The organism is Stenotrophomonas bentonitica, assembly GCF_002887735.1.
Classification (GTDB): domain Bacteria; phylum Pseudomonadota; class Gammaproteobacteria; order Xanthomonadales; family Xanthomonadaceae; genus Stenotrophomonas; species Stenotrophomonas bentonitica_A.
The window spans coordinates 23,358-38,884 of record NZ_PKQP01000012.1 but is presented as its reverse complement, the minus strand read 5'-3'; the positions used below and the strand labels follow the sequence as shown (position 1 = coordinate 38,884).

At 68.8% G+C, this 15,527-nt stretch carries 16 protein-coding genes; 9 read left to right on the top strand and 7 right to left on the bottom strand.

Annotated features, from left to right (window positions below; genetic code table 11):
* Positions 1-9: 9 nt before the first annotated feature.
* Both C0R07_RS17565 and ubiH read right to left on the bottom strand, forming a co-directional pair.
* The gene (locus C0R07_RS17565) at positions 10-1,185 is read right to left on the bottom strand and encodes a UbiH/UbiF family hydroxylase (RefSeq protein ID WP_102789557.1); all 1,176 of its coding nucleotides are present in this window, start codon (positions 1,183-1,185) and stop codon (positions 10-12) included.
* Positions 1,182-2,387 carry a 2-octaprenyl-6-methoxyphenyl hydroxylase gene (gene ubiH, locus C0R07_RS17560; protein ID WP_070471479.1) on the bottom strand — a complete coding sequence of 402 codons (1,206 nt, stop codon included), beginning with the start codon at positions 2,385-2,387 and terminating at the stop codon, positions 1,182-1,184. The genes C0R07_RS17565 and ubiH overlap by 4 nt, the downstream gene beginning before the upstream one ends.
* Positions 2,388-2,481: 94 nt before the next feature.
* Between ubiH and C0R07_RS17555 the strand changes: the two genes are divergently transcribed.
* From C0R07_RS17555 to C0R07_RS17515, 9 genes are all read left to right on the top strand, one after another.
* The gene (locus tag C0R07_RS17555; protein ID WP_070426657.1) at positions 2,482-3,066 is read left to right on the top strand and encodes a hypothetical protein; all 585 of its coding nucleotides are present in this window, start codon (positions 2,482-2,484) and stop codon (positions 3,064-3,066) included.
* An 18-nt stretch (positions 3,067-3,084) separates the two neighbouring features.
* Positions 3,085-3,639: a cob(I)yrinic acid a,c-diamide adenosyltransferase gene (locus C0R07_RS17550; protein WP_070426656.1), complete on the top strand. Its 555-nt coding sequence runs from the start codon at positions 3,085-3,087 to the stop codon at positions 3,637-3,639.
* Between the two features lie 34 nt (positions 3,640-3,673).
* Entirely contained in the window at positions 3,674-4,585 is a 912-nt protein-coding gene (locus C0R07_RS17545) for a histone deacetylase family protein (protein ID WP_070471478.1), read from the top strand.
* A 116-nt stretch (positions 4,586-4,701) separates the two neighbouring features.
* Positions 4,702-7,155, top strand: a complete 2,454-nt coding sequence (gene lptD / locus C0R07_RS17540; RefSeq protein ID WP_019182426.1) for an LPS-assembly protein LptD — start codon at positions 4,702-4,704, stop codon at positions 7,153-7,155.
* Positions 7,152-8,498 carry a peptidylprolyl isomerase gene (locus tag C0R07_RS17535; RefSeq protein WP_019182427.1) on the top strand — a complete coding sequence of 449 codons (1,347 nt, stop codon included), beginning with the start codon at positions 7,152-7,154 and terminating at the stop codon, positions 8,496-8,498. The genes lptD and C0R07_RS17535 overlap by 4 nt, the downstream gene beginning before the upstream one ends.
* Positions 8,499-8,501: 3 nt before the next feature.
* Positions 8,502-9,482, top strand: a complete 981-nt coding sequence (pdxA, locus tag C0R07_RS17530; protein ID WP_070471477.1) for a 4-hydroxythreonine-4-phosphate dehydrogenase PdxA — start codon at positions 8,502-8,504, stop codon at positions 9,480-9,482.
* Positions 9,479-10,315, top strand: coding sequence for a 16S rRNA (adenine(1518)-N(6)/adenine(1519)-N(6))-dimethyltransferase RsmA (gene rsmA / locus C0R07_RS17525; protein ID WP_019182429.1), 837 nt, complete (start codon positions 9,479-9,481; stop codon positions 10,313-10,315). The genes pdxA and rsmA overlap by 4 nt, the downstream gene beginning before the upstream one ends.
* Before the next feature lie 120 nt (positions 10,316-10,435).
* Entirely contained in the window at positions 10,436-10,819 is a 384-nt protein-coding gene (gene apaG, locus C0R07_RS17520) for a Co2+/Mg2+ efflux protein ApaG (protein WP_046272001.1), read from the top strand.
* A gap of 13 nt (positions 10,820-10,832) precedes the next feature.
* Positions 10,833-11,876 carry a symmetrical bis(5'-nucleosyl)-tetraphosphatase gene (locus tag C0R07_RS17515; RefSeq protein WP_102789556.1) on the top strand — a complete coding sequence of 348 codons (1,044 nt, stop codon included), beginning with the start codon at positions 10,833-10,835 and terminating at the stop codon, positions 11,874-11,876.
* A 43-nt stretch (positions 11,877-11,919) separates the two neighbouring features.
* On the opposite strand, the gene C0R07_RS17510 is transcribed toward C0R07_RS17515, so the two are convergent.
* From C0R07_RS17510 to C0R07_RS17490, 5 genes are all read right to left on the bottom strand, one after another.
* Positions 11,920-12,411 carry a dihydrofolate reductase gene (locus C0R07_RS17510; RefSeq protein ID WP_102789555.1) on the bottom strand — a complete coding sequence of 164 codons (492 nt, stop codon included), beginning with the start codon at positions 12,409-12,411 and terminating at the stop codon, positions 11,920-11,922.
* An 11-nt stretch (positions 12,412-12,422) separates the two neighbouring features.
* On the bottom strand, positions 12,423-13,217 hold the full coding sequence (locus C0R07_RS17505; RefSeq protein WP_102789554.1) for a thymidylate synthase: 795 nt from the start codon (positions 13,215-13,217) through the stop codon (positions 12,423-12,425).
* Entirely contained in the window at positions 13,214-14,104 is an 891-nt protein-coding gene (gene lgt / locus C0R07_RS17500; protein ID WP_019182434.1) for a prolipoprotein diacylglyceryl transferase, read from the bottom strand. The genes C0R07_RS17505 and lgt overlap by 4 nt, the downstream gene beginning before the upstream one ends.
* A gap of 84 nt (positions 14,105-14,188) precedes the next feature.
* Complete coding sequence (locus C0R07_RS17495; RefSeq protein ID WP_070426651.1) at positions 14,189-14,677, bottom strand: TPM domain-containing protein; 489 nt, start codon at positions 14,675-14,677, stop codon at positions 14,189-14,191.
* Entirely contained in the window at positions 14,677-15,525 is an 849-nt protein-coding gene (locus tag C0R07_RS17490; RefSeq protein ID WP_102789553.1) for a TPM domain-containing protein, read from the bottom strand. Before C0R07_RS17490 ends, C0R07_RS17495 begins: the two co-directional genes overlap by 1 nt.
* Between the last annotated feature and the right edge of the window lie 2 nt (positions 15,526-15,527).

The following is a 15,527-nucleotide window of genomic DNA, read 5'->3' as shown; positions in this document are numbered from 1 at the left end:
GCGCGCGGGTCACAGCCCCGCGGCGCGCTTCCAGAACATCGACACCAGCGGCGGCAGCTTGCCGGCGCAGCCCAGCGCGCGCCCGCGCGCCAGGGTCAGGTGCATTTCATCGTTGGAGAACACCGTATTGATGGCATCGAAGCTGTACGCAGCGACGGTGTTCTCGCTGCGGCGCTCGCGCGCCCAGCGCTGCAGGCGGTGCGGTGACATCCAGTCCTGGCGGCGCTGCTGTGCGGCCAGCACCATTGCCCGCAACGCAGCCACATCACGCAGGCCGAGATTGACGCCCTGCCCGGCCAGCGGATGCACCACGTGGGCCGCATCCCCCAGCGCGAGCACGCGGCCGGCCACGTAACCGGTCGCCAGCTGTCGGCGCAGCGGGAAGGCCGCGCGCCTGGAGGCCAGCGTCATCGCGCCCAGGCGGCCGGCAAAGGCGTTGGTCAGCTCGCGACCGAACGCCGCATCATCCAGCGCCAGCAAGCGCTCGGCCTCGGCGTCGGGCAGGGTCCACACGATCGAGCTGCGGTGCGTGCCGATCGGCAGCACCGCCAGCGGGCCGGTCACCAGGAAGCGCTGCCACGCCGTGGCTTCGTTGGCTTTTTCGGTATCCACATAAGCCACCACGCCACGCTGGCCGTACTCCTGGCGCGTGACCTCCAGCCCGGCCAGCCGGCGCAGGGTGGATTCGGCCCCGTCGGCGGCAATCGCCAGCGACGCGTCGAGCCTGCGGCCGTCATCCAGGCGCAGGCGCACCCCGTTGGCGTCCTGCTCCAGGGCTTCCACCCGCGCCGGGCAGCACAGCTGCACGCCGGCCGCCGGCAGCGCCGCCCACAGGCGGTCCACCAGCAGATCGTTTTCCACGATCCAGCCCAATTGTTCGCGGCCGAGCGTGTCCGCATCGAAGCGCAGTTCATCGCCGCCGGCCGCATCCCAGACCCGCATCCGGCGGTAGGCACACGCCCGCGCCGTGCTCACCGCCGGCCACACGCCGAGCGCAGTCAGCAGCTGCGCATTGTCCGGCGCGAACGCATACACGCGCAGGTCCGGCTGCTGCGGCTGCCACGCGGCGGGCTCGCGGCCTTCGACCAGCGTCACCGTCAATCCGGCATCGGCCAAGGCCAGGGCGCAGGCCGCACCGACCACGCCGCCGCCGACCACCACCACGTCCTGCGGGCGCCGGCTCACAGGCCGGCTCCGCGGCACAGCGCCGGCACCTGACCGCGGAAGCCCATCGCGCCACCCACCAGCATCGACTGCATCGGCGTCGCCTGTGCCGCCAGCAGGCCGAGCGACCGCAGCGGCCGCATCAGCGGCGCCGGGTTGCTGGTCAGGCGCGCCAGCCCACCGGAGAAGGCGATGGTCTGCTCGCGGTCTTCAAGACGTCGTGCCACGTGTTCGCGCAGCAGCGCATCGCTGCCGGCATCGTCGGCGTCGGCCACGAGTTCGGCCAGGGTCAGCGCATCGCGCAGGCCCAGGTTGAAGCCCTGCGCGCCCAGCGGATGGATGGTCTGCGCGGCATTGCCCAGCAGGACCGTGCGCTCGCCGACCAGCGCGCGCGACAGCACCTGGATCAAGGGGTACGCGCTGCGCGGCCCACTTTCCAGCAACCGGCCGGCACGCCAGCCGATGGCCCCCTGCAGCCGGCTCACCCAGGCCGCATCGTCCAGCGCCATCACCGCATCGGCCTGCTCGCGGGCAACGCCGTGCACCGCACCGAAGTGGCGGTCGCCACGCGGCAACAGCGCGGTCGGGCCGGTGTCGGTGAAGCGCTCGTACGCGGTGCCGTCCGGCGCACGTGCGGCGCGCACCCGCGAGACGAACAGGGTCTGCTCGAAATCATGCTCGTCCACCTCGATCCCCAGCGCCTCGCGCACGCCGCTGCGGGTGCCGTCGGCCCCCACCACCAGGCGCGCCAGCAGGCAGCGCTCACCGCTGTCATCGGCGATGAAGACCTGGCGATACCCGTCCACCGTGGCGCCCAGGCGCACGAACCGGGCCGGGCGATAGCGGGTCAGGTGGGCCAGCGTGTCCAGCCGCGCCTCCAGCGCCTGGCCGAAATCGCGGGCGACCACGACCTGGCCGAACCACGGGCGCTGGTACTGCGCGGCCGCCATCTGCACCCGGCCGAAGTCGCCTGCGCGGCTGACATGGATGCGGGTGATCGGGCCGGGCGCAGTGGCCAGCTTCTGCATCACGCCCAGTGCGGTCAGCGCGTTGACCGTGGCGGCCGCGAAGCTGAGGTTGCGCTGGTCGAACACTGCCGGCAGCGTGCCCAGCGGCGAAGCCTCGACCAGGCCGACATCACGGCCGGCACGGTCCAGGGCGATGGCCAGGCTGGCACCGACCAGCCCGCCGCCTACGATCACTACATCATGTCGTTCACTCATGCCCGCCATGATAAGGGTTCGCCCGTTCGGGCGGCGTGCGGCGGGGTGCCGCGGCAGGCGCTAGAATGAATGCCTGCCCCCACCCGTCACCGCCATGACCTCCACTGCCCACCGCGCCTTCGTCCTGTCCGTGCTCGTGCTGCTGATGGCGGCCACGCGGGTCAACCATTTCGCGGCGATTCCGGATGCGTCCTGGGCGGTGTTCTTCATCGGCGGCTTCTACCTGCGCGCGTGGACCCGCGGGGCGTTTCCGCTGCTGATGGCGGTGGCGGTGCTGGTGGACTGGATCGTCATCCGCCGCAGCGGCCTGGACTTCTGGCAGCACTACTGCGTGTCACCGGGCTACTGGATGCTGCTGCCGGCCTATTTTGCCATGTGGGGCGGCGGCATGCTCCTGCGCGCCGGCTATCACGGCGCCAGCTGGGCCGCACTGGGCAAGGGCGCGCTGCTGCTGGTCGCAGCAGTAGCGGTCTGCCACCTGTTCGCCCAGGGCGGTTTCTACTGGACCAGCGACAACGTCGCCACGCCCACCTTCAGCGGCTGGGCGAAGAACTACGGCGACTGGTTCCTGCCCTACCTGCGTACCGCTGCGGTCTACGTCGGTCTGGCCGCCGCCCTGCAGCTGGCGACCGAACAGGTCGGCAAGCTGCTGCAGGCGCGCCGCGACGTTCTGCGCTGACCGCGGCCGGAGGCGACCGTGGGCAACCGCTTGTCCCGCATCTATACGCGCACCGGTGACGACGGCAGCACCGGCCTGGGCGATGGCAGCCGCGTGGCCAAGGACGACGCGCGGGTGGCCGCCTACGGCACCGTCGATGAAGCCAACTCGGCGCTGGGCGTGCTGCTTGCGGTGCCGCTGCCGGCCGATGTGCGCACCCTGCTGACGGTGATCCAGCACCAGTTGTTCGATCTGGGCGGCGAGCTGTGCATCCCCGGCCATGCCGCCATCCACGCGGCCGATATCCAGGCGCTGGAGCAGCAGCTGGATCACTACAACGCCGATCTGCCGGTGCTCAAGGAGTTCATCCTGCCCGCCGGTGGCGAAGCCGCTGCGCGCTGCCACCTGGCCCGCACCATCGTGCGCCGCGCCGAGCGCGAGACCGTCACCCTGGCGCGCCGGGAGACGGTCCGCCCGGAAGCGCTGCATTACCTCAACCGCCTGTCGGACCTGCTGTTCGTGCTCGCGCGCGTACTGGCCCGTGCCGACGGCCACGGCGAGGTGCTCTGGCGCCACGAGCGCCGCCACGCCTGAGCGGCCCCGCCGCCCCACCGGATATCCTGCCCGCATGCTGGTTTTCACCCACCCCGCCTGTCTGCAACACGATCCCGGCCGCGGCCATCCCGAATGCCCGGCGCGCCTGCAGGGGGTACTCGATGCGCTGAAGGCGGCCTATCCGAACCAGTTGGACTGGCGCGAAGCACCGCCCGCCAAGCTCGGCGAGCTGGCCCGGGTCCACGACAGCGAACTGATCGACCTGGTGCTCAAGCCGCAGACCGAGCCGTTGCGCCTGATCGACATGGACACCATGACCTCGCCCGGCTCGGCCAGCGCGGCCCTGCATGCAGCCGGTGCCGGCGTGGCCGCGGTGGATGCGGTGATGCTCGGCGACGACCCGGTCGCCTTCTGCGCGGTGCGCCCGCCCGGCCACCACGCCAGCGCCAGCACCGCCATGGGCTTCTGCCTGTTCAACAACATCGCCATCGCCGCGGCCTACGCGCGCGACCGCTATGGGCTGGAGCGGATCGCCATCGTCGATTTCGACGTGCACCACGGCAACGGCACCCAGGACATCTTCATCGCCGATCCCGGCGTGGCCTACTACAGCACCCACCAGGCCGGGTTGTTCCCCAACTCCGGCCTGCGCCGCGACCGCGGGGCCGGCAACCTGATGAACATCCTGCTGCCGCCGGGCAGCGGCGGCTTCCGGTTCCGCAACACCTGGGCCGATGAGATGCTGCCGGCCATCGATGATTTCCGCCCGCAACTGCTGCTGATCTCGGCCGGCTTCGATGCGCACATGCGCGATCCGCAGGCCGACCTGATGCTGGAAACCGAGGATTTCGCCTGGATCACCACCGAGCTGCGCGGCCTGGCCCGGCGCCACGGGGCCGGCCGGATCGTCTCCATGCTCGAGGGCGGTTACGACCTGCAGGCCCTGGCCGAGTGCAGCGTGGCCCACGTCGGCCAGCTGCGCTGAGCCGCGCGGGGCCGCCCGGCGAATGAACCCGGCCCCCTGCCTGGGCCGGACCTTCATTGCCCCTATGCAAGGGATGGGGCAAGCTACGATCCGTTTTCGTCCGAATCCGATACCGCGTGCGCCGAGCCCTCCGCCTGCTGCCCCTCCCCCTCAGTATCGCCATCTGCCTGCCGGCCCTGGCCGACGACAAGCCGGTGAACTGGGGCCTGTGCCCGGTGACCGACGTGCTGCCCGTGTTCGACGACGCGCCCAAGGCCGACAAAGCCGCGGCCGCGACGCGTGACCAGCAGCCGACGGACATCGAAGGCGACCAACTGACCGGTACCTCCGTGGTGCCCAACTACCAGGGCAATGTCGCGCTCAAGCGCGGCGACCAGTTCCTGGGCACCGACAACCTGAGCTTCGATACCGAAAGCGGCAACTACATCGCCGAGGGCAATGTCCGTTACCAGGACTCCTCGATCCGGATGAAGGCCCGTCGCGCCGAGGGCAACCAGGAAAGCGACACCCACAAGATCAGCGATATCCAGTATCAGCTGGTGTCCCGCCGCGGCAATGGTGGCGCCGAGTCGATCGACCTGCAGGGTGCGGTCGGCCAGATGCACCGGTCCACCTACACCACCTGCGATCCCTCGCAGCCGGTATGGAAGCTGTCGGCACCGCAGATCGAGGTCGATAACGACGCCGGTTTCGGCACCGCACGCAACGCGGTGCTGCGGATCGGCAAGGTGCCGATCCTGTGGGCGCCCTACTTCAAGTTCCCGATCGATGATCGCCGCCAGACCGGCCTCCTCTATCCGCAGGTGGGCCTGTCCGGGCGCAACGGCTTCGATTACACCCAGCCGATCTATCTGAACCTGGCGCCGAACTTCGACGACACCCTGATGCCGCGCTACATGAGCAAGCGCGGCTTCATGCTCGACAACGAATTCCGCTACCTCTACGACGGTGGCCGCGGCGAACTGCTGACCGCCTACCTGCCCAACGACAAGCTGCGCGACAAGGATCGCGGCCGCGTGGAGTTCAGCGGGTACCACAACATCAACGCCAACTGGCAGGCCCGTGCCAGCCTGGCCTGGGTCAGCGATGAGCGCTATCTGGAGGATTTCTCCAACCGGCTGCTCGGCGTGACCACCTCCAACCTGCAGAGCCAGATCGGCATCTACGGCACCGGCGAGAACTGGACCGGCGGCCTGATGGCCGATTACTGGCAGCTCACCGATTACACCCTGACCGAAGCGTCCCTGCCCTACGCCCGCCAGCCGCGCCTGTTCGTCAACTGGGACAAGCCGCTGCTGCCCTGGCTGGAAACCGGCGTGTACGCCGAAGCCGTCAACTTCACGCACCTGGATGTGCATGAGAAGTTCGGCGCCGACCAGGAGTACGAGCGCACCGGCGTGTCACGCAGCATGGACGGCGGTTCGCGCCTGGACGTGAAGCCATATGTCTCCATGCCCTTCAGTGGCGCGGCCTGGTACGTCACCCCGACCCTGGCCTACCGCTACACCGGGTACGACCTGGAGCGCGGCCTGGCCGACGACATCCGCCGGCAGAACCTGATCGCCGCCGGTATCGATCCGGCCACCGCGACCCCCGACCAGCTGCGCGGCAATACTTCGCCAAGCCGCAGCCTGCCGATCGGCACCATCGACGCTGGCCTGTTCTTCGATCGCGAGACCAAAATCGGCGATACCCGCTTCCTGCATACCCTGGAACCGCGCCTGTTCTACCTGCGCACGCCGTACCGCGACCAGAGCGATCTGCCGGTGTTCGATACGCGTGACTTCACCTTCAGCTGGGGCCAGCTGTTCCGCGATTCGCGCTATTCCGGCGCCGATCGGCAGAACGATGCCAACCAGCTGACCATGGCGGTGAGCACCCGTTTCATCGACCAGGACACCGGTAAGGAGCGCTTCTCGGGCAGCATCGGCCAGATCCTGTACTTCGATGATTCGCGGGTCACGCTCAACAGCAGTGAAACCCCGGTCGAGCAGGGCAAGTCGGCCTGGATCGCCGATACGAACTACATGATCAACGACCGCTGGACGCTGGGCGCCACCTACCAGTGGGACCCCAAGTACAAGCGTGAGGACCTGGCCAGCGTGCGCGCGCGCTACCTGATGTCCAACGACGGCATCGTCAATCTGACCTACCGCAGCCGTCTGAATCCGCAGGCCTCGACCACGGCGACCCGCCGTGACCGGACCCTGCTGGAGCAGGCCGACCTGTCCTTCCTGTACCCGCTCAATGAGCGCTGGAGCCTGGTCGGCCGCTATTACTACTCCATCCAGGACCGCGCTCCGCTGGAAATCATCGGCGGTGTGCAGTGGGACAGCTGCTGCCTCGCCGTTCGCGCCATTGCCCGCCGCTACGTGCGCAACCGCGAGGGTGAACTCAACAACTCCTTCCAGATCGAGTTCGTGCTCAAGGGCCTGAGCTCCATCGGCCAGAACACGGACCGCACCTTGCGCCGTGCTATTCTCGGGTACTACCGAGACGACCTCTATCTGGTGCCGCCCAGCAACACCGGTGCAGCCCGCGACGACTACGATCCGAATCAGATCCCATGACCAAGACCCTTCCCGTACTCCTCGCCTCCCTGCTGGCGGTCTCCTCCGCGACGGCCCCGTTGCAGGTGCTGGCCCAGCAGAGTCAGCCGCTGGACCGCATCGCGGCGATCGTCGATGAGGACGTCGTGCTGCAGAGCGAACTGGACCGTGCCGTCCAGAACATCAAGGCGCAGTACGCTGGTCGCGAAAACCAGCTGCCGCCCGATGATGTGCTCAGCCGCCAGGTGCTGGAGCGTCTGGTCCTGGTCAAGCTGCAGGTGGCGCGTGCCGAGAGCAGCGGCATCAAGGTCAGCGACCAGGAACTGAACCAGGCCATCAACGCCATCGCCCAGCAGAACGGCTCCACCCTGGATGCCCTGCGCCAGCGTCTGGCCAGCGACGGTCTGGATTTCAACGATTTCCGCAATTCGGTGCGTGACGAGATCACCGTCCAGCGCCTGCGCCAGAGCTTCGCGCAGAGCCGCATCACCGTCAGCGAGGGCGAAGTGGACGGCGCGCTCAAGCAGCAGGCCACCGTGGGCACCCAGTACCACCTGGCCCACATCCTGATCGGCCTGCCCGAAGGTGCCACCGCCGAGCAGATCACCACCGGCCAGAAGAAGGCCGATGGCGTCAAGGCACTGCTGGACAAGGGTGAGATCGACTTCAACGCCGCGGCTGTCCGTTATTCGGACAGCCCGAACGCGCTGGAAGGCGGCGACCTGGGCTGGCGTTCGCTGGATGAGATCCCCAATGCCTTCGCGCAGATGATGAAGGAAATGAAGACCGGCGACGTGGTCGGTCCGCTGCGTGGCCCCAGCGGCTTCCAGCTGCTGAAGCTGGTGGAGGTGCGTGATGCCAGCGCGGCTGCCGCCGGCGGTCACACCATCACCGAGTACCACGCCCGTCACATCCTGGTCCGCATCACCGACCAGCAGGACAACGCCGCGGCCAAGGCCAAGATCGACACGCTGCGCGCCCGCATCGCCGGTGGCGCCGAGTTCGACGCGGTCGCCAAGGAATCCTCGGAAGACAACAACAGCAAGGGTCAGGGCGGCGATCTGGGCTGGTTCCCGGTCGATGCATTCGGCCCGGACTTCGGCAAGCAGGTCGAAGGCGTGGCCGACGGCGGCGTGAGCCAGCCGTTCCGCACCGATGCCGGCTGGCATATCGTCCAGCGCGTTGCCACGCGCCAGACCGATGCCACCACCGACAACCAGCGTGCCCAGATCCGTGAAACGATCGGCCGCCGCAAGCTGGAGGAAGAGTACAACCGCTTCCTGCAGGAACTGCGTGGCGAAGCCTACGTGGACATGCGCGGCTATGCGCCGGGTGCCGCGGCGACCACGCCGCCGCAGTCCTGATCCATGTTCCCGCAGCTCGCGCTGGTACCGGGCGAGCCGGCGGGGATCGGCCCGGAGCTCTGCCTCCGCCTGATCCAGCAGCCGCGCGCCGATTGCCGGCTGCTGGCCTTCGCCGACCCGGATACCCTGCACGCCGCCGCCGCGGCGCTGTCGCTGCCGCTGCAGCTCCTGCCTGAAGACGCGATCGCCCGCCAGCCGGGCGATCTGCCGTTGCGGGTGGTGCCCAATGCGGTGCCATCCCGTTTCGGCACCCCCGACCCGGCCAATGCCGGCGCGGTGATCGGCGCCCTGCGCCAGGCCGGCCAGGCCTGCCTGACCGGTGAACTGGCCGGCGTGGTCACCGGCCCGGTGCACAAGGCGGTCATCAATGAAGGCGGCATCGCCTACAGCGGCACCACCGAACTGCTGGCCGACCAGGCCCGCACCCCGGTGGTGATGATGCTGGCCAACGAGATCGTGCGGGTCGCCCTGGCGACCACCCACCTGCCGCTGCGCTCGGTCGCCGATGCGATCACTGCCGAGAGCCTGGCCCTGACCCTGCAGATCGTGCACGACGCCCTGCAGCGCGATTTCGGCCTGGCCTCGCCGCGCATCGCCGTGCTCGGGCTCAACCCGCATGCCGGCGAAGACGGCCATCTGGGCCGCGAAGAGCTGGACCTGATCATCCCGCTGCTGGAGCGCCTGCGCGCCCGGGGCATGGACCTGGTCGGCCCGCTGCCGGCCGATACCGCGTTCCTGCCGGCCAAGCTGGCCGGTTTCGACACGGTGCTGGCCATGTACCACGACCAGGGCCTGCCGGTGCTCAAGTACAGCGGCTTCGAGCAGGCCGTCAACATCACCCTGGGCCTGCCCTACCCGCGCGTCGCGGTCGACCACGGCACCGCTCTGGACCTGGCCGGCCGCGGCATCGCCGACCCCTCCAGCCTCCTCGCTGCCACCGCGCTGTGTGCCCGGCTGGCGCGCCAACGTACACTGGTGCCATGACTTCTTCGTATTCCTCCTCCGGCGCGCCCGGTTTCTCCGGCCCCGCCAAGAAGCAGCTCGGCCAGCACTTCCTCGCCGACCGCAGCTATATCGACAAGATCGTCCTGGCGGTCAACCCGAAAGACGGCGACCGCCTGGTCGAAATCGGCCCGGGCCAGGGCGCCATCACCCTGCCGCTGCTGCGCCGCCACCCGAAACTGACCGTGATCGAGTTCGATCGTGACCTGGTCGGGCCGCTGGCCGCCGCCGCCGAACCGCTGGGCGAGATGACCATCATCCACCGCGACGTGCTGCAGGTGGATTTCACCGAACTGGCCGCCGGCAGCCCGATCCGCCTGGTCGGCAACCTGCCCTACAACATCTCCTCGCCGATCCTGTTCCATGCGCTGGACCACGCGGCGGTGATCACCGACATGCACTTCATGCTGCAGAAGGAAGTGGTCGACCGCATGGCCGCCGATCCGGGCAGCAAGGTCTACGGCCGGCTCAGCGTGATGCTGCAGGCGTTCTGCAAGGTCACCTCGCTGTTCGTGGTGCCGCCGGGTGCGTTCCGGCCGCCGCCGAAGGTCGATTCGGCCGTGGTACGGCTGGTCCCGCGCGATCCGGCCACGGTCGGCATCCTGGACCGCAAGCGCTTTGCCCATGTGGTCAAGGCCGCCTTCGGCCAGCGCCGCAAGACCCTGCGCAACGCGCTGCAGAACGTGTGCACGCCCGAACAGTTCGAAGCAGCCGGGGTGCGCAGCGATGCCCGTGCCGAGCAGCTGGACGTGGCGCAGTTCATCGCGCTGGCGAACGTGCCGTACACCGACGGTGACGACGCCGCGCAGGGATGAGCGCCTCGCCCGCGGCCCCCGGGCGCCGCGCGCACGTGGAACCGCCTGACCTTCATGACGGGGCGCTGCCAGCCGGGCAGCACTCATCTCATCGTGCACAACTTTTACTACACTGCCTGCATGAACGACGCTGCAAATTACGCGATCTCCGTCGAGGTCGCCCCCCGCTTCCTCGATGACCAGTCCACGCCGGAGGACGGGCGCTACGCGTTCGCCTACACGATCCGCATCCTCAACCAGGGGCGCGTCGCCGCACGCCTGGTGGCCCGCCACTGGCGGATCACCGATGCCAATGGCCGCACCGAGCGGGTCGACGGCGACGGGGTGATCGGCGAGCAGCCGCGGCTGCGCCCCGGTGAAGACTTCCGTTACACCTCCGGTGTCATGCTGGAGACCGAGCACGGCACGATGCAGGGGCACTACGACATGGTGGCCGATGACGGCACCGAGTTCGCCGCCCCCATCGCACCGTTCGTCCTGACCGTTCCGCGCACACTGCACTGATGGAGGCGCACGCATGAGTGTCTGGGCCATCGGCGACCTGCAGGGCTGCTACGACGTCACCCAGCGGTTGCTGGAAAAGATCAACTTCGACCCCGCGGTCGACAAACTGTGGTTCTGCGGTGACCTGGTCAACCGCGGTGGGCAGTCGCTGGAAACCCTGCGCCTGGTCCATTCGCTGCGCGAGAGCAGCGTGATCGTGCTGGGCAACCATGACCTGTCGCTGCTCGCGGTCGGTGCACGCACCGAGGAAGAGCAGCGCAAGGTCAACCCGGACCTGCTGCGCATCGTGCAGGCCGAGGACCGCGACGAGCTGCTGGAATGGCTGCGCATGCAGAAGCTGGCCCATGTGGACCGTGAGCTGGGCTGGATGATGATCCACGCCGGCCTGGCCCCGAAATGGACCACCCAGCTGGCCGAGAAGCACGCCCGCGAGGTCGAGCAGCAGCTGCATGGCAGCGGCTACCGCAAGCTGTTCCGCAACATGTACGGCGACAAGCCGAGCTGGTCGCCCGGCCTGGCCGGCTACGACCGCTCCCGCGCGATCATCAATCTGTTCACCCGCATGCGCTACTGCACGCCGCGTGGCCGGATCGGGATCGAGGACAAAGGCACGCCGGGTACGCAGGAACAGGGGCTGTATCCCTGGTTCGAAGTGCCGGGCCGCGCCGAGCGCGATCTGAAGATCGTCTGCGGGCACTGGTCCGCCCTGGGCCTGACCATCACCCAGGGCGTGCACGCCATCGATACCGGCGCGGTGTGGGGCGGCAAGCTCACCGCCCTTCAGCTGGATACCGACGAGCTGCGCGTGGTGCAGGTGCCGGGCCGCGACGTGCCCAAGCCGGTCTCCGCGCCGCGTCCGCCGGCACGCCGGCCGGCCGCCGAAGGCACGCCGCCGAACGGGCGCCCTCCGCGCCAGGGCCAAGGCCAGGGGCGCGACCGTGGCCGGGGCGGCCAAGGCCGCCAAGGCGGCGGCGCCAAGCCCGCACAAAGCACACAGCCGCAATCGCAGCCGCAGCCGCAGCCGCAGCACAGCGACGTCACAAGCGACGCGGAGTGATCCGCAGGCCGGTCAACACGACCGGCCTGCCTGCACCGCCGGCTCAGGCGCGGCGGTAATCCACGAAATCGAACGCGAACGCGTGCCGCTCATCGGCCGCGTGGTGCTCGCGCGCCACTTCCACCCATAGCGCCGGATCGACCGGCGGGAAGTGGGTATCGGCCGGGACGGTGGTGTGCACCCAGGTCAGGTGCAGATCGGTGGCCTGGTCCATGGTCAGGCGATAGATTTCGCCGCCACCAATGACGCACAGCTCTTGTGCCCCGGCATCGCCTGCAGCCTGCAGCGCCTGCTCGATCGAAGCCACCGCCTGCATGCCCTCGAACGGCACCTGGCCACTGCGGGTCAGCACCAGGTTCAGGCGGCCCGGCAGGGCGCGACCGAGCGACTGCGCGGTCCTGCGCCCCATCAGGATCGGCTTGCCGACGGTCAGCGCCTTGAAGCGCTTGAGATCGTCCGGCAGCTTCCACGGCAGGTCGTTGTCACGACCGATACCGTGCTCGGTGTCGAGCGCAGCGATCAACGAGAGCTTCATGCGCGGGCCACTCACACGGCCACCGGAGCCTTGATCGCCGGGTGCGGGTCGTAACCGTCGATGCGGATGTCCTCGAACTGGAACCCGAACAGATCGCTCACCTCGGGGTTCAGCCAGAGCGTCGGCAGCGCGCGCGGCTCGCGGGCGAGCTGTTCGCGGGCCTGCTCGACATGGTTCGAGTACAGGTGCGCATCGCCCAGGGTGTGCACGAAATCGCCAACGCCCAGCCCGGTGGCCTGCGCCACCATGTGGGTCAGCAGCGCGTAGCTGGCGATGTTGAACGGCACGCCCAGGAAGATGTCGCCGCTGCGCTGGTAGAGCTGGCAGCTGAGCTTGCCGTCCACCACGTAGAACTGGAACAGGTTGTGGCACGGCATCAACGCCATCTGCGACAGCTCGCCCACGTTCCAGGCACTGACCACCAGCCGGCGCGAATCGGGGTTGCGCTTGATCTCGTCCACCAGCCACTGCATCTGGTCGATCGCGCCGCCATCGGCAGTGCCCCAGCTGCGCCACTGCTTGCCGTAGATCGGGCCGAGGTCGCCGTTGGCATCGGCCCATTCGTCCCAGATCCGCACCTGGTGGTCCTTCAGGTACCCGATGTTGGTATCGCCCTTCAGGAACCACAGCAGCTCATGGATGATCGAGCGCAGGTGCAGTTTCTTGGTGGTGACAAGCGGAAAGCCGTCATTGAGGTTGAAGCGCATCTGCCAGCCGAACACGCTGCGCGTGCCGGTGCCGGTGCGGTCGGATTTTTCCGTGCCGTGCTCCAGCACGTGCTCGAGCAGCGCCAGGTAGGCCTTCATGCCTTGGCTCCTGCCGGGGCGACCGGCAGCACCGGCTGCAGCACCGGCGCGCGACGCGACAGCGCCAGCAGGACCAGGCCGAAGGCCACTAGCGGCAGGCTGAGCAGCTGGCCACGGGTGAACCAGTCGAAGGCGAGGTAGACGCCGTTGTCGGGCATGCGCACGAACTCCACTGCGAAGCGGAAGATGCCGTACATCAGCGCGAACAGGCCGGCGATCACATAGCGGTGGCGCGGCTTGGCGGAGACCGCCCACAGCACCACGAACATCACCAGGCCTTCCAGCAGCGCTTCATACAGCTGCGAAGGATGGCGCGCGTACTGGTTGAGCGCGCCGGTGGCGAACTCGGCCTTGAGCGTGGCCAGGTCCAGACCGTTCAACGGCGCCGGCAGGCCGCTCGGGAACACCACGCCCCAGGTGCCGTCGGTGTACTTGCCCCACAGCTCGGCGCCGATGAAGTTGCCGATGCGGCCGAAGCCCAGGCCCAGCGGCACCAGCGGGGACATGAAATCGAGGGTGTCGAACAGGTGCAGGCGGTGCTTGCGCGACCACCACCACGAGGCGAACAGCACGCCGAGCAGGCCGCCATGGAAGCTCATGCCGCCGTCCCACACTTTGAACAACAGCAGCGGGTTGTGCAGGAATTCGGCGGTCGCGTAGAACAGCATGTAGCCCACGCGGCCACCGACAACCACGCCGAGCATCGCGTAGAACAGCAGGTCGGAGAAGCCGTTGGCATCGACCCCGGGCAGGCGACCGGCGGCGATCCGCTTGCGCCCCAGCCACCAGGCAGCGGTGAAGCCGAGCAGGTACATGATGCCGTACCAATGCACCTTGATCGGCCCGAGCGAGATGGCGATGGGGTCGATGTCGTGGAAATAGATCATGAAGGGCGCCTTGCAGGGATGCCGATATTCTAGCGCCGCCCGGGAGCGGCCTCGCGGCGGCCCCGACCGTGTGATTGCCAGGCTTCAGCCCAGGATCTGCGGCGTGTCCGGCAGGCCGTCATCCTGTGACCCCGGAAGGGGCGGATAGTGCCCGGCCAGCAGGTCCGACACCTCTTCGATCGCCAGCAGCACGCCCGCCTGCAGGGCCCCCTCACGCAGCCGCTGCTGCATGTGCGCGCAGATCGCCTGCCACTGCGCCTCGCCGATGCGCCCGCGCAGGCCGCGGTCAGCGACCAGCTCGATGGCATGGTCGGCCAGCAGCAGGTAGATCAGTACACCGTTGTTGTGTTCGGTATCCCAGGTGCGCAGTTGGGCGAAGGCATGTTCGGCGCGCTGTTGGGGCGTGACGCCCTGCCACAACGCGGCCAGCGGCAGATCCGCTTCCACCGCGAACATCACCTGGCCACCGTGGCGCCGCTCGCCGGCGCTGATCGCATCGGTGATCGCCTGCAGATGTGCCGGTGGGAAGGCGCGCCGCACCGAAGGAGAAAACACGTGCCGGAGCCAGCGCATCACCAGCCTCCCGAGGCGCCACCGCCTCCCGAACGCCCACCACCACCGAACCCGCCGCCACCGCCCCAGCCACCGCCACCCCAGCCGCCACTGCGCGCGAACACGCCGCCGCGACCGGCCGACGTCAGGCCGACCAGCAGGCCCACCACGGCGGCCGCGCCACTGGCGACCACCAGCGAGGTGAACAGGAACGCGGCCACCCCGGCCCCGGCACCGCTGGCCAGCGCGCGCAGCGGTCGCGGCAGCCAGCCCAGGATGCCGCGCAGGAACAGGCCGGCAAACAGGCCGATGCCCAGCGCCATCGTCCAGTTGCCCCCCGCCGGGGCGTCTTGGGCGCGATGCGTGCTGACCGGCGCGGGCAAGGCCTCGCCGTCGATCAGTTTGACCAGTGCAGCGCTGGCATCGGTGAGGCCACCGGCGTAGTCGTTGCTGCGGAACCGCGGGGCCAGGTATTCCTGGATCACCCGGTTGGCGATCGCATCCGGGATCGCGCCTTCCAGGCCGTAGCCCGGCTCGATGCGGACCCGGCGGTCGTCCTTGGCCACCACCAGCAGCACGCCGTCGTCCACGCCCTTGCGGCCGATGGACCACTGCTCGAACACACGCTGGGTGTACTGCTCGATGGTTTCCGGCGCGGTGGTCGGGACCATCAGGATCTGCAGCTGGCTGCCCTTGCGCTGCTGCAACGCCAGCGCCTGCGCCTCCAGCGCCTGGATCTGCGCCGCATCCAATGTGCCGGTGGTATCCACCACCGGCGAGGACATCGCCGGGATCGCCGCCTGGGTCTGCGCCCAGGCAGGCAGCGCCAGCGCCAGGCAGAGCAGCAACAGGCAGCGCAGCAGGCGCATGG